Here is a 13,567-nt window from a genome sequence, read left to right as displayed (position 1 = left end):
GGATCAAACAATCTGAAAACCACCCTAGACAGGGCAGAAGCGGGCATGTAGACAGACTTCCACCAAACGGAGTCAAAAAGAGTTATACGGCTCCAAACAGCACTAAACGACATCAAATGGCGCTAAACGGACTGAAGCGGCATCCAGTAGAGCTACGGGGAGCTCCGATGCGGAGAAGGAGGCACGACATGAAACACCTGGTGCGGGACCTCCTGGCTCTGGCAGCCGGATGCGGCGCCGTCGTGGTCCTTCTTGGATCGGCGCTTGCCATCCGGCCGGATCCGGAAACGGTGTTTTCGGGCTCGGTGTCAGCCCTGCAGGGAGTCGCCGGGTTTGCCGCCGCGGCAGCCGGGCTGGCCATCGCCCTGTGGTGGATCCTGGCGATGGCCCTGGCAGTGGTGTCAGTCCTGCTCCACAAGGCGGGCCGTGCCGCTGCCGCGGCAGCAGCGGGCGCCTTTGCCCCGGCGTTCATGAAGCGGCTCGCCGCAGCAGCCCTGGGGATCAACCTGCTCACCGGCGCCGGCGCTGCCCAGGCAGCCGATCCACTGCCCTCCGCAAATCCCGGGCAAAGCGTTTCGCTGCCGCAAAGCCCCCTCAACGCCGCGGTCCATCCCCAGTGGGGACCAACAACGGATGAATCCGGGAACACTTCCAGTACGGCCAGCGGCAGTTCCGACGCGGAGAGCCCGGCGTCTGCACACTGGCAGCCCAGCACGGGGCTCCCCTCCACGAACGTCTTTATCCGGCCTGGACGCTCCGACGCGGCAGCACAGGCTGTGGTGGTGCGGGCAGGTGACTCCCTTTGGAGCATCACCGCCAATCAGCTGGGACCACAGGCGACGGACGCGGAAATCGCAGCCCATTGGCCGCGCTGGTACGAACGGAACCGGGAAACCATCGGCAGCAATCCGCACCTGATTATTCCCGGGCAGGTTCTTGAAGCACCCGATTTGCCCCTCAGATAGTGCCCCAGTTCCAGCCCCAGCAGCCAGGCGCCCGGCCAGAACGGGCGCGGCAGGAAAGGACAGCCGCCATGACCACCGTGATTACGTTCCCCGTCCAGGAGGCAGCCGAAGAACTCGCCGCAGCCTCCGGCGCTCCCCGGCCGCTGACGGTGCACCGCGTCCCCGTCACGGGATACTCAGCGGCGGGAGCGCCGCCCGTGAAGCACCGCCCGCTCCGGCCCGCTCCGGCGCCGGCCCAGCAGCCCTCCGGGACCGGGCCGGGGACCCTGGAGGACGTCCACTGGCACAGCAACCCGGAGGATGATGCACGGGTGGATGCCATAGCCCGCTCAGTGACGCAGGCGGCATTGGAAGTTCTGGGAGGGACCCGGCCCCTGCAGCAAATGGCCCGCTGGCTCGACCCATCCAGTTTTGAACGCCTTGCACTGCGGGCCAATCTTGTCCGCACCAGGGAGCCGGGCACCGCCGGAAGCTGGTCCGGTCCGGGCCGCACCGGCGCCGGGGCGAAAGCTGCGGCGCCGGTGCGCCTGCACCGGCAGGTCATGATCCGCTGCTGCCGGATCTGCCCCGTGTCGGAAGGAGTTTACGAGGCGTCAGTGGTTGCGGCGGAGCAAAGCAGAGTCCGCGCCGCAGCTCTTCGGATCGAGCTGCGGCGCGGACTCTGGAAAATCACGGTCCTGGAAATCGGCTAGCCTGCCTCATGCGACCAGCCGTGGACCGGTGCCGGCGAGCACCGTGGCCGCGTTACTTGCGGCGCTTGTTTTTCTTCTGGGCCGCCTTGCGGTTTGCATCGGAGGCGGACGCCGCTGCACCGGCACCGGCTGCGCCTGGTTTGACGGTCTTGGTGGAAGCTGCCCGCTCCACGCGCGTCTCCACCCCGCCCTCGGTGTTCGGGGCGGAGAACTGCAGGCTCGCCGGGCGCTGCGGCGCCTCGAGGCCGGCGGCGGTGATGGTTGGCTGGCCAACCACGCCGCGGCCGTCCTTCAACCCGGCAAGTGCCGGAGGTGCGTCCGCCGCAGGCTGGTTGACTTTCACTTCAGCGTTGAACAGGTAGCCGATGGACTCCTCGCGGATGGCCTCGGTCATGGTCTGGAACATCACGAAGCCTTCGCGCTGGTACTCCACCAGCGGATCGCGCTGGGCCATGGCCCGCAGCCCAATGCCCTCCTTGAGGTAATCCATTTCGTACAGGTGTTCCTGCCACTTCCGGCCAATCACGGACAGCACCACGCGGCGTTCCAACTCACGCATGGCCGGGGCGCCGAGGGCATCTTCGCGTGCCTGGTAGGCCAGTCGTGCGTCCGAGAGAATTTCCTCCTGGAGGAACTCGCGGGTGACCTTGGACCGCCCGCCGGCTTCCTCCACGACCTCGTCGATGGTCAGGCCCACCGGATACAGGGTCTTGAGGTTCGTCCAGAGCTGCTCGTAGTCCCAATCGTCGCCGTGGCCTTCGGCAGTGGCCTCGTTCACGATGGATGTGACGACGTCCTCGAGGAAGAACCCGACCTTTTCCTGCAGGTCATCTCCCTCAAGAATGCGGCGGCGGTCTCCGTAGATGGCCTCGCGCTGGCGGTTCAGGACGTCGTCGTACTTCAGGACATTTTTGCGCTGTTCCGCGTTCCGCCCCTCAACCTGCCCCTGGGCGTTCTGGATGGCCTTGGAAACAAGCTTGGACTCCAGCGCGACGTCGTCGGGCATGGACGAGCTGTTCATGATGCGCTCGGCGGCACCGGAGTTGAACAGCCGCATCAGGTCATCGGTGAGCGAGAGGTAGAAACGCGACTCCCCCGGGTCTCCCTGGCGGCCGGACCGGCCGCGCAGCTGGTTGTCGATGCGCCGGGATTCGTGGCGCTCCGTTCCCAGCACATACAGTCCGCCCAGATCAATGACTTCCTGCTGCTCGGCGGCAACGGCTTCGCGCGCCTTTTCCAGGGCGTCGGGCCATGCGGCTTCGTACTCTTCCGGGTTTTCGCTCGGATCCAGGCCCCGGCGCTCCAACGCGGCGATGGCGTTGAATTCGGCGTTTCCGCCCAGCATGATGTCGGTGCCGCGGCCGGCCATGTTGGTGGCAACGGTGACGGCACCCTTGCGTCCGGCCTGGGCGACGATGGCAGCTTCACGTGCGTGGTTCTTGGCGTTCAGGACCTCGTGCCGGATGCCGGCCTTGGCCAGCTGCTTGGAGAGGTACTCGCTCTTTTCCACGCTCGTGGTGCCAACCAGGATCGGCTGTCCGGCGGCGTGGCGCTCGGCGATGTCCTGAACAACGGCGTCGAACTTGGCGATTTCATTCTTGTAGATCAGGTCCGGCTGGTCGATCCGGGCCATGGGCCGGTTCGTGGGAATGGGCACCACGCCAAGCTTGTACGTGCTCATGAACTCGGCCGCTTCGGTTTCGGCCGTACCGGTCATGCCGGCGAGCTTCTCGTAGAGCCGGAAGTAGTTCTGGAGCGTCACAGTGGCCAGCGTCTGGTTCTCCGCCTTGATGGTCACGCCCTCTTTGGCTTCAATCGCCTGGTGCATGCCTTCGTTGTAGCGGCGGCCTGCAAGGATGCGGCCCGTGTGTTCATCAACGATCATGACTTCACCGTTGAGGACCACGTAGTCCTTGTCCCGCTTGAACAGTTCCTTGGCCTTGATGGCGTTGTTCAGGAAACCGATCAGCGGTGTGTTCGCGGACTCGTAGAGGTTGGAAATGCCGAGGTAGTCCTCGACTTTTTCGATGCCGGATTCCAGCACGCCAACGGTCCGCTTCTTTTCGTCAACCTCGTAGTCGGTGTCCAGGGTCAGGCGCTGCACCACCTTGGAGAACTCCGTGTACCAGCGGTTGACGTCTCCGCTGGCAGCTCCGGAAATGATGAGCGGGGTGCGGGCCTCGTCAATGAGGATGGAGTCCACTTCATCAACGATGGCGAAGTGGTGGCCGCGCTGGACCAGCTCCGCGGCGCTCCAGGCCATGTTGTCCCGGAGGTAGTCGAAACCGAACTCGTTGTTGGTTCCATAGGTGATGTCCGCGGCGTACTGCTCGCGGCGGACCGTGGGGTCCTGGTTGGACAGGATGCAGCCGCTGGTCATGCCCAGGAAGCGGAAGACACGGCCCATCAGCTCGGACTGGTACTCCGCGAGGTAGTCGTTGACCGTCACGATGTGCACGCCGCGCCCGGTCAGCGCATTGAGGTAAGCGGGGGCGGTGGCAACGAGGGTCTTACCCTCACCGGTCTTCATTTCGGCAATGTTGCCCAGGTGCAGGGCAGCGCCGCCCATCATCTGGACATCGAAGTGGCGCATTCCCAGGGTGCGTCCCGCAGCTTCGCGCACGGCGGCAAAGGCCTCCGGGAGCAGGTCGTCCAGGCTCTCGCCGTCTGCGTAACGCTCCTTGAAGCGGTCCGTTTCCCCCCGCAGCTCGGCGTCCGTCATGCCCCTGTACTCATCCTCGAGCACGTTAATCGCATCGGCGTAGTTGCGCAGCGTCTTCAGCGTCTTTTTATCGCCTGTACGAAGAACCCGTTCGAGTAGTGATGCCACTGATTTGCTCCCAATCTAGTGTTGCCTAATTCTGGCGTCCCCAGTCTACGTGAGAGACGTTTGGCGGTGTGCGGGGGTTCCCACGGCAGGTCTATTCCCGGCATACTGCCAGTTTTAGTGCCCCCGCCAGATCACCTGATGGTTTTACAATAACGTCGTCCAGCCCCAGCCAATCTGCCATCATACGCAGTTCAGCGGCAAGCTCAACGGCCGTCCTTGCGGGAGCTCCTTCTTCACGGTGGGCCGCCTGCACCAGCAGCGCCTTGTTGGCCCGGTCCGCTTTGAGGTCCACGCGGGCCGCAAACCCATCCCCCAGCAGGAACGGCAGCACGTAATAACCGTAGCGGCGCGCGACTTGGGGGGTGTAAATCTCCAGGCGGTACCGGAAATCGAACAGCGTCTCCAGCCGTTTCCGCTCGAAGACCAGGGAGTCGAAGGGGCTGAGCAGGGCCCGCGCCGAGGAACGCCGCGGAATGACGGCCTCGGCGTGGAGGTAGGCCGGTGCCCTGAAGCCGGGGACCCGCACCGGCTTCAGTGTTCCCCTTTTGACCAAAGTCTCAACCGCGGCCGCGGTGTCCCGCTGCAGCAGCCGGAAGTAATCGGCCATGCACCGGACGGTCGAGACCCCGTGCGCCCGGGCAGCCAATTCGGTGAGCCGCAGGACCGCTTCTTCCGGGTCGGACGGTTCCAGCGCGGCTTCCCCCGCCGGATGCACTGCGGATGTGGGAGCGTACAGCCGTTCAAACTGGGGAGTGCGTCCTGCGGAACTGAGCAGGCCCGAGGCAAACAGGTCTTCGAGCACCCGTTTGGATGCGTTCCAGTTCCAGCCCCAGTTCGCTGCCGGCTTTCCACTGCTGCCGCCAGTCCGTTCTGCAATTTCGCGCGCCGTCAGCGGCGGGCCGCCGGCCAGCAGCGACATAATTTCCCCGCTGAGCGCGTCTCTGACCTCGGCGGGCATCGAATGGGCGGTCATCCACACGCGCCGCTGGACTGACCGCAGATCCGCGAAGAGCTCCGGGCGGACGTAGCTGGCCTCGTGCGCCCAATACTCCACCATTCGGCGCGGAGCTTGTCCGGCCAGCCGGTCGGCAATGGCAGTGTCGTACGGGCCCAAACGCGAAAACAACGGCAGGTAATGGCTGCGGGACAGGACGTTTACGGAATCAATCTGCAGCAGGTGCAGCTGGGCCAGAACCCGGCGCACCGATCCGGCCGTGACGCCGGCCGGCCGCCCCTTTGCCAGGCCCTGGGCGCCAAGTGCGGCGAGGCGCGCCTGTGCAGCGGTAAGCGTTAGTTCCATGAAGCCCATCCTAGGTCCGCCGGCGTGCACGTTTCGGGCCCTCCCGCGGCCACGGGCCGGGTCAGGGCCGTCCGGCAGCAAAAGGCCCCCGGGCAGGTGGACCGGAAAATCCGTTCCACCCTGCCCGGAGGCCTCAACCGGTGCCCCAGGTGCAGCCCGGGGCTACCGGCTCACCTCACGCAGTGGCCGCCGCTCCTTCGGAAGGGCGGTAGGCGCGTGTTTCTTCCCGCAGGTCTTCGGTACCTTCGGCACAGCGGGAATCCAGGGTAATAACCCCGTAGGTCCAGCCCCTGCGCCGGTAGACGACGGATGGGGCGCCTGTGGCGGAATCCACGAACAGATAGAAGTCGTGGCCGACCAGTTCCATGTTGTCCACGGCGGCGTCAAGGCTCATGGGGGCACCCGGGAAAACCTTGCGCCGGATCAGGACAGGGCTGTCGTCAGTCGCTTCGCCGGCATTGTATTCATCGGCATCCGCCTCGACCGCACCGTTAGTGTCAGCTGCGGCGTTGCTGTCTGTTGCGGCGTTGCTGTCTGTTGCGGCGTTTTCCAGCTGCACGTACAGCGGCTCGCTGCTGCTGACCGTATCCAAGTCGGCAGTGGCCACCCGTACGGCAACCGGAGTATGCCGGCCGTGATGGACCTTGCGGCGGTCGCTGGCCCGCCGGAGGCGTTCAATGAGTTTGGCGTAGGCCAGGTCAAAGGCCGCGAACTTGTCGCCGGACGTCGCTTCCGCCCGGACCACCGGTCCCCTGCCAATAACGGTCAGTTCAACGGTAAGAGAGCTGTCTGCCTCACGGACGTTGGGCTGCTTGGTGATTCGCGCGTCTACTCGCTGGACCTTGTTCGCCAGGTTCTCAACCTTGGCGATTCGTTCCTCGGCATACTCCCGGAACCGGTCGGATACTGCAACGTTGCGTCCGCTGATCATGAATTCCATGGTGCCCTCCAATAGATTTCGGTGACACAGCAACGGCCGCTGCCAAAATCTCTGCGACCGCTGCCGCAGGAAAGCTCCTCTTCTTGAAGCTGTCCATACCAACACGTTAGATCACCGCGGAAGGTTATTCACCTCCGGACATACCGATTACCTGAGCCGTCGGGTTTGGTCTAGGATTCCCCCTTTGTGTTACCTGCGTCACGCACGGGAGCGGACGTTGCAGCGATCACCACGGCAGCCTCCACACGGGCACCCGCCGCCCGCAGCGCACGCGCGGCCTCTGCAATGGTGGCTCCGGTGGTCAAGACGTCGTCAACCACAAGGATGCGGACGCCGGCCAGCGTTCCAGCCCTTCCCGCCGTCATAGTCCCGTAAACATTGGTTCGGCGCCCTTTTCGGCCAAGATGTTTCTGGCTGTGGCCGGGGCTTCGCAAAAGAGCACCAGCCGGGCTTCCGGCACGCAGCAGCTGCGCAGGCCCTGTCCGCGTGTGCCGGAGAAGCGGTTCCAGGGACGTTTGGGCAGGGAGCAGGCCCCGGGTCCGGAGGGTACCGAGGAGCAGTCCCAGCGGACTGTATCCCCGCCGCCGCAGGGCACGGCCCGTTCCAGGCACCGGGACCAGCACGAGATTGCTGCGGCCGGCATCCTCTGCAGCTTGGTGAAGGGCTCCGGCCAGCATGGGGCGCAGGACGGCAGCCAGGCCGGTGCGTCCATGGTTCTTGTAGGCCAGCAGGACCCGGGCGAGGCCGCCGGAGTAACGCCCGGCGGCGAGAACCGGCAGCACGGATCCGGAGTCATCAGCTTGCCGGTTCCCGTCCGCTTCGGCCGGCGGGAGCAGCTCGGCTGCATCGTGGGCGTAGTAGGGACGCGTCCCGCTGTGCCGCACCGCGCGCCGGCAGCTGCGGCACAGGGACGAGTCGGCCGCACCGCACACCACGCACGACGCCGGCAGCAGGGCCGCGGCCAGCTCGTCCCAAGCGGCGCCCGCGGCAGCCGGCCACGGGTGTTGTCGAAACCGGTCCGCGGCCGCTGCCGCCCCGGAAACCGAAAGACACAGCCTGCACATGAAGCCAGCGTGCCCCGGTTCCCGCACCGGGTGCCCGTTCGCCTGCCGATGGCGGGGAAAAGACGCCCGGGCCAGCGTCTGCCGCCGCCTGTGCAGGAGCAGTGCTAGCCGGGGAACGCCGGATCGGTGAGTCCCACGGCTACCTCATACCAGCTGTTGCCCATCCGCTTGTACATTGCCGTTGGCGTTTGCACGTAGATGTCTTGCTCCCCCTTGCCGGCGCTGATTCCGGTGATCCCGGCAAGGCCGGCCAGCGGCTGTGGACGGGCGCCCAGGCCCAGGATGATGGGCGTGACCTGCCCGTCGGCGGAAGTCTGCACGGCCGCAATGGAATCCTCGGACATCCATTTCGCCCGGTTTACGGGAAGGGCCTGGGGTATCCCCAAACCGGATTCTGAGGTGACGGCCAGTTCCAGCGGTGTGGTCAAGGTGCGCGGCACGCCGTCGCCATCCCGCACAATTCCGGCCACCAGCACCTGGCTGCGCCCGCCCTGGTTGGCGACCAGCAGGGCACGCGCACCGTCGCGGGAGACCCTCAGCTCCGAAACAGTGGCTTCGGCCAGCCAGGGAACAGGCAGGGACAGGATGTTCTCAGCGGCGCCGTCCGGGGGCAGCGCCAGAATGGACACTCCGCTGCCGGTTTGTGCTGCCGTCCAGGTCCAGCGGCCCGGATCGATGCTGGGTGGCGTCAGCGAACTGCCTTCCGCAACCTCACGGACGGCCTGGTTCGGTCCAGTGAGGAACAGCGCCGACCGGTCCCCGTTCAGGAAGGCAATGGTTGCCAGGTCCAGGGACAGCGCCGGATCCCGCGGCCCGTACTCGGCAACGCTGGGGATCCCTTCAATGGGCTGTTGCTGCCCATCCTTGAAGTAGACCAGCTCGTTCTGGTAGGCGGCAATCTGCGTTCCGCCAACCTCGGGATCAGCAACGGCCTCAACCAAATCGCCGCTTTCCTTGCCCAGGTCCACGGAACGCTGGTTCACCGTCATGGTCACTGAATTAACGTTGTTCAGATTTCCCAGGTTCTGCCGCAGCTGCAGCGCCATTTGCTGCCGGTTCAGGTCGCTGGAATCCTCCAGCACATCTGCGGAAAGATCGACGGTGGCTACGCCGGAAACCACTGGCACGGCATCCCGTGCCAAGGCAGTCCCGGCCGGAAAGGCGCTGCTGACGGCGCCCTGCAGGTACGGTGCCGGTCCCTGGAGCATGGCTTTGACCACGTTGGCCGCGATACCCGATTTCTGGACGAACCAGCGGGTGTCCGGCACCCAGAAATCGTAGCTGCTCGAATAGAAGTAAAGGTTGTGGGAGAGGAACAACAGCGAGAAGCTCACCTCGGAGACCATGATGCCGTTGGGAACCGCACTGATTCTCCACTGCCCGTCCTCTTTGCCGAGTGTGGCCGAGAGGGTTTCCGTGGTGCCGGATGCCCGGTCCGTGCGAATTCCCCGGTCATCCAGCGAGCCCACCACTTCCAGGCGGATGGAGTAGCTGCTTCCATCGGCTCCGGGGACGATATTGGGGTCCGCACCGTAGATCAGTACGCGCTCTGTGGGAGTCCATGTTTCGGCCGCTGAGTCAGTGAGGAACTCCCGCGCCACACTGTAGTCGTCCGCGGCCCCGGTTCCCGCCGCGATGAATCCCTGCAGGATTTCTTCCGGGGTTTCTCCCCCTTCTTCGCTGGGTCCGCGCGGGGCCGCGGCGAAGGTGTCCACCAGTGCGTTCCCGTCGCTGTGGGCCGTGGCCGTGCCCACCGGACCGGTCGTGGGAATGGACGAGCAACCGCTCAGGACGGCCAGCAGTACTGCGGCCATGAGGATGATCCGGGCAAACGGCCGCGCAGCCGGGCTAGCTGGCATCGGTTTTCTCCTCCACTGGTGCTGCCGGGGCGGCCAGGGCTCGGGTGCCCGGCGCGCCGTCGTACGGTGAAAGGGGCACGGGTGAATCCGAGAACGGAACACCGTTGCGGCGCGGCAGCGTGAGCCGGAAACAGGCCCCGTCGCCGGGGCGCCCCCATGCCTGGAGCAGGCCGCCGTGCAGCAGTGCATCCTCGACCGCGATGGACAGCCCCAGACCGCTTCCGCCGGTGGTCCGTGCACGGGCCGGATCCGCACGCCAGAAACGGTCGAACACGCGGGAGGCTTCGTCGTCGGTCATGCCGATGCCGTGATCGCGCACGGCCACGGCGACGGCGTCGATATTGGAGCCGATGGCGATTTCGATCGGCTGGCCTTCACCGTGCTCCAGGGCATTAACGAGCAGGTTCCGGAGAATCCGTTCGATACGCCTCGGATCGGCGTCAACCATGCAGCTCGTCTCCTTGGAAACGATGGTGACCTGGGAACCGATGTTCAGGGCCAGGGGTTCCGTGGCTTCGATGACTTCACGGACCACGGCAAAAATGTCGGTGGGCTCCAGATCCGGTGATGCGGCCCCGGCGTCGAACCGCGATATCTCCAAGAGGTCGGCAAGCAGCGCCTGGAAGCGCTCCACCTGGTGGTACAGCAGTTCCGTGGACCGGCGGCTAATGGGATCAAAGCCGTCGCGGGCGTCGTAAAGCACCTCCGCGGCCATGCGGACGGTCGTCAGCGGGGTACGCAGCTCGTGGGACACGTCGGAAACAAAAACCTGCTGCATGCGTGAGAGCTGGGCCAGCTGGGTGATCTGGTCCTGCAGGGTTGCGGCCATGCGGTTAAAGGATGCAGCCAGGCGGGCGACGTCGTCCTCGCCCTTGACCACCATGCGTTCCTGGAGTTCGCCGGCGGCCAGCTTTTCGGACACGGCGGCGGCGTCGCTGACGGCGCCCACGCCGGCCTTCGCCACGATCCATGCGATCGTGCCGATGATAACCAGCATTAGGCCCCCTGCAATCCAAAGGATGCGGTGGATGTCATCCAGCGTCTGCTGCATGGATTGCAGGTCATAGATCAGGTACAGGGCGTACTCCGCCCGGTCCGGCGGCAGGGTCACTTTTGTGCCGAAAGCCAGGCCCGGTTCCCCGTGGGCCAGGGCAAGCGGGGACCAGTGAATGGTGTCCTGCTCGCTGTTGACGTCGATGCTCCGGACGGACTCGCTCAACACCGAGGGAATGCTGCCGGCCGTGATTCCCTCACCCAGGGTCTGGGAGACAAACAGGTTCTGTTCCTGGCCCGGGATGGGGGTGAGCAGGTACAGCCGGCGGGCGTCGGCGCCCTGTCCCTCAAGCAGCGAGAGGGTGTTGGAGACCAGCCGCTCGGTTCCCTCACGGTCCGTCGCCGCAGTGGTCCGGAAGTTTTCCTTTGCCGAGATAAGACCAGCGGTTGCCTCGGACTGGAACTGGCTCAGGCGCTCCTCATAAAGGGCGCCCGCAATCTGGTGCGACAAAAAGGCTCCCACGCCGGCGCAGGCCAAAGTCACCAGCAGCAGGGTGGAAACCACCGTCTTGAACAGCAGCGACCGCCGCCACCGGCGCGCAATGCGCTGGAACGTTGCCCGGCGCAGCGTATCCCGGAGTTGCTTAAGGATGCGGACCGCTGCCGGCAGGACTTCGGTCTTTAGCGCGGAAGTCCGCGGGCGCCTAGCTCTGGCCGGCTTTGTAACCGACACCGCGCACCGTCAGAACAATTTCGGGTGCTTCGGGATCGCGCTCGATTTTGGAACGAAGCCGCTGCACATGGACGTTGACCAGCCGGGTATCCGCGGCGTGGCGGTACCCCCACACCTGCTCCAGCAGCATTTCACGGGTAAACACCTGCCAGGGTTTCCGGGCCAGGGCCACCAGCAGGTCAAACTCCAGCGGGGTCAGCGAAATGGTCTCGGCGCCGCGCGCAACCACATGGCCGGCAACGTCGATGGACACTTCGCCAATGCTGAGGGATTCCGGGGTCTTGGTGTCGCCCGGACGCAGCCGTGCACGGACCCGGGCCACGAGCTCTGCGGGCTTGAACGGCTTGGGCACATAGTCATCGGCCCCGGACTCCAGACCGCGTACGACGTCGGATGTGTCGGACTTCGCGGTCAGCATGACGATGGGCACGTCCGACTCGCCGCGGATCTGCCGGCATACCTCAATGCCGTCAATTCCGGGCAGCATGAGGTCCAGCAGCACCAGGTCGGGCTTTGAGCTGCGGAAGATCTCCAATGCCTTGGAGCCGTCCGCGCAGAAGACCGGGTCGAACCCGTCGTTGCGGAGCACAATGCCGATCATCTCGGCCAGTGCTTCGTCGTCGTCCACGACCAATATGCGTGCCTTCATAACTCCCTGTCCCCGGCTGACTGTTCAAACCGGTTCTTCGTTGCGGCGCCTTGTCCTGCCGGCCTCCGGGCTGGCCGGGGCATTCCCGCCGAACCTCTGCCCGCTGCCTTGGATGCTGCGCATCCGCCGTGCCGTGCGGCACTGTGACAACTGACGATATCCCTTTCATCCTAGAGGACATAGTTTCCGGCGCATTTTACGGGGGGCGCCCGGAAGCGTCTGGAACTATAGTCGGAGGAGGGCAAACAACTCTTTTGGGGGCATACCTTGGGTCAGGACAATCACAACGGCGATACTCCGCGGGAGCGGGATCAGTCTTCCGGGCCCGGTGATGGAGCTCCCCCGCCCGGCCAGCCGTGGGGACAACCCGTCCCGCCGCCGGGCCAGGCCCAACCCTGGGGACAACCCGTCCCGCCGCCGGGCCAGGCCCAGCCCTGGGGACAACCCGTCCCGCCGCCAAACCCCTGGGAGCGGCAGGACCAGCAGTGGGGCGCTCCCGGCTTCCCCCAGCAGGGCCAGCAGCAGTGGGGCCCTCCCGGCTTTCCCCAGCAGAACGGGTGGACGCCCCCGCCCAAGCCCGGAGTGATTCCGCTGCGGCCGCTGGGATTGGGCGAACTGCTGGACGGCGCCTTCCAGGCCTGCCGCCGGAATGCCGCTGCGACCTTCGGCAGCGCGCTGCTGATTCAAGCCGTCATCTCCGTGCTGACGCTGATTTTTGCCCGCAGCGTGTTTACTCCCGAGCTTCTGGGCAGCGAAGAGTTCGAAATGGCCGACCAGGCAGTGGGCCCGGCGCTGACCTCCGCTTCCCTTCTGACCGTGGTTTCAGTCGTCGGGGTTCTGCTCCTGCAGGGCGTGCTTGTCGTTCCGGTTGCCCGCTCCATCCTTAACCTCAAAACAGGATTTGGGCAGACCTGGAAGCTTTCCCGCTCACGGCTGCTGCCGCTGGCGGGGCTGGGAGTGGCGCTGACGGTAATCCTCATTATCGGATTATTTGCCTTTGCCTTTTTCCTGGTCGTGATTGTTGAGGCCTTGGGTGCCCTGGGCATCCCCGTGGTCATCTTCGGTGTCCTGGCCCTGATCGCCGTCACCGTGTGGCTCGCCGTCAAGCTTGCCCTGGCTCCGGCGGCCCTGGTGTTCGAACCGGCCGGGATCTTCGCGTCGCTGCGCCGCTCCTGGCAGCTGACCCGGCGCAATTTCTGGCGCTCCTTCGGCATCCTGGCCCTGACCGCTTTGCTGGTGACCATCGTTTCCTCGGTGATCAGCACCCCCGTGATCCTGATCCTGAGCTTCGTGGGGGCCCTGGGCAGCGGTGGGGAGCCGGGACCCGCCGCCACTATGACGCTGGTGGCGCTGAACCTGGCCATTACCGCGTTCTTCAGCGCCATCGGATACGCCTTCCAAGCAGCCGTAACGTCTCTCCTGTACGTTGACCTGCGGATCCGCCGTGAGGGCTTCGACATCACCCTGATGAAGGAGCAGGAGCTTGCGGTGGCGGACGGTGCGGACCTCGTGCCCGGCAGGAACCGGAGTCCCAGCCTGTGA

General features: G+C 65.4%; 10 protein-coding genes. 3 read left to right on the top strand and 7 right to left on the bottom strand.

All coding sequences use genetic code 11. The annotated features are described in order from the left end of the window. Positions 1-188: 188 nt before the first annotated feature. Together AAE021_RS02505 and AAE021_RS02500 are read left to right on the top strand one after the other, a co-directional pair. Entirely contained in the window at positions 189-965 is a 777-nt protein-coding gene (locus AAE021_RS02505) for a hypothetical protein (protein ID WP_342024094.1), read from the top strand. Positions 966-1,033: 68 nt separating this feature from the next. Then, on the top strand, positions 1,034-1,657 hold the full coding sequence (locus tag AAE021_RS02500) for an Rv3235 family protein (RefSeq protein WP_342024092.1): 624 nt from the start codon (positions 1,034-1,036) through the stop codon (positions 1,655-1,657). Positions 1,658-1,709: 52 nt separating this feature from the next. Here AAE021_RS02500 and secA read toward each other — a convergent pair whose 3' ends face one another. The 7 genes from secA to mtrA all read right to left on the bottom strand — a co-directional run bounded on the left by secA (position 1,710) and on the right by mtrA (position 12,025). Next, on the bottom strand, positions 1,710-4,487 hold the full coding sequence (secA, locus tag AAE021_RS02495) for a preprotein translocase subunit SecA (RefSeq protein ID WP_342024091.1): 2,778 nt from the start codon (positions 4,485-4,487) through the stop codon (positions 1,710-1,712). Between the two features lie 91 nt (positions 4,488-4,578). After that, positions 4,579-5,787, bottom strand: a complete 1,209-nt coding sequence (locus AAE021_RS02490; protein ID WP_342024090.1) for a winged helix-turn-helix domain-containing protein — start codon at positions 5,785-5,787, stop codon at positions 4,579-4,581. A 175-nt stretch (positions 5,788-5,962) separates the two neighbouring features. Beyond that, on the bottom strand, positions 5,963-6,727 hold the full coding sequence (gene hpf, locus AAE021_RS02485; protein WP_342024089.1) for a ribosome hibernation-promoting factor, HPF/YfiA family: 765 nt from the start codon (positions 6,725-6,727) through the stop codon (positions 5,963-5,965). Between the two features lie 170 nt (positions 6,728-6,897). Next, the gene (locus AAE021_RS02480) at positions 6,898-7,791 is read right to left on the bottom strand and encodes a ComF family protein (RefSeq protein WP_342024088.1); all 894 of its coding nucleotides are present in this window, start codon (positions 7,789-7,791) and stop codon (positions 6,898-6,900) included. A 104-nt stretch (positions 7,792-7,895) separates the two neighbouring features. After that, entirely contained in the window at positions 7,896-9,650 is a 1,755-nt protein-coding gene (locus AAE021_RS02475) for an LpqB family beta-propeller domain-containing protein (RefSeq protein WP_342024087.1), read from the bottom strand. Beyond that, positions 9,640-11,376 carry an MtrAB system histidine kinase MtrB gene (gene mtrB, locus AAE021_RS02470; protein WP_342024086.1) on the bottom strand — a complete coding sequence of 579 codons (1,737 nt, stop codon included), beginning with the start codon at positions 11,374-11,376 and terminating at the stop codon, positions 9,640-9,642. The genes AAE021_RS02475 and mtrB overlap by 11 nt, the downstream gene beginning before the upstream one ends. Then, the gene (gene mtrA / locus AAE021_RS02465; protein ID WP_342024085.1) at positions 11,348-12,025 is read right to left on the bottom strand and encodes an MtrAB system response regulator MtrA; all 678 of its coding nucleotides are present in this window, start codon (positions 12,023-12,025) and stop codon (positions 11,348-11,350) included. The genes mtrB and mtrA overlap by 29 nt, the downstream gene beginning before the upstream one ends. A gap of 267 nt (positions 12,026-12,292) precedes the next feature. On the opposite strand from mtrA, the gene AAE021_RS02460 reads away from it, so the two are divergent. Then, positions 12,293-13,567, top strand: a complete 1,275-nt coding sequence (locus AAE021_RS02460; RefSeq protein ID WP_342024084.1) for a glycerophosphoryl diester phosphodiesterase membrane domain-containing protein — start codon at positions 12,293-12,295, stop codon at positions 13,565-13,567.

The organism is Arthrobacter citreus (assembly GCF_038405225.1).
In the GTDB taxonomy this organism is placed as follows: domain Bacteria; phylum Actinomycetota; class Actinomycetes; order Actinomycetales; family Micrococcaceae; genus Arthrobacter_B; species Arthrobacter_B citreus_A.
The sequence above is the reverse complement of the archived record's forward strand: the minus strand, read 5'-3'. Positions and strand labels throughout refer to the sequence as shown.

What these genes read in the sequence shown, in the direction of transcription:
- AAE021_RS02505 (WP_342024094.1), top strand. Translation starts at nt 189, where the DNA reads ATGAAACACCTGGTGCGGGACCTCCTGGCTCTGGCAGCCGGATGCGGC.
- AAE021_RS02500 (WP_342024092.1), top strand. Translation starts at nt 1,034, where the DNA reads ATGACCACCGTGATTACGTTCCCCGTCCAGGAGGCAGCCGAAGAACTC.
- AAE021_RS02490 (WP_342024090.1), bottom strand. Translation starts at nt 5,787, where the DNA reads ATGGAACTAACGCTTACCGCTGCACAGGCGCGCCTCGCCGCACTTGGC.
- hpf (WP_342024089.1), bottom strand. Translation starts at nt 6,727, where the DNA reads ATGGAATTCATGATCAGCGGACGCAACGTTGCAGTATCCGACCGGTTC.
- AAE021_RS02480 (WP_342024088.1), bottom strand. Translation starts at nt 7,791, where the DNA reads ATGTGCAGGCTGTGTCTTTCGGTTTCCGGGGCGGCAGCGGCCGCGGAC.
- AAE021_RS02475 (WP_342024087.1), bottom strand. Translation starts at nt 9,650, where the DNA reads ATGCCAGCTAGCCCGGCTGCGCGGCCGTTTGCCCGGATCATCCTCATG.
- mtrA (WP_342024085.1), bottom strand. Translation starts at nt 12,025, where the DNA reads ATGAAGGCACGCATATTGGTCGTGGACGACGACGAAGCACTGGCCGAG.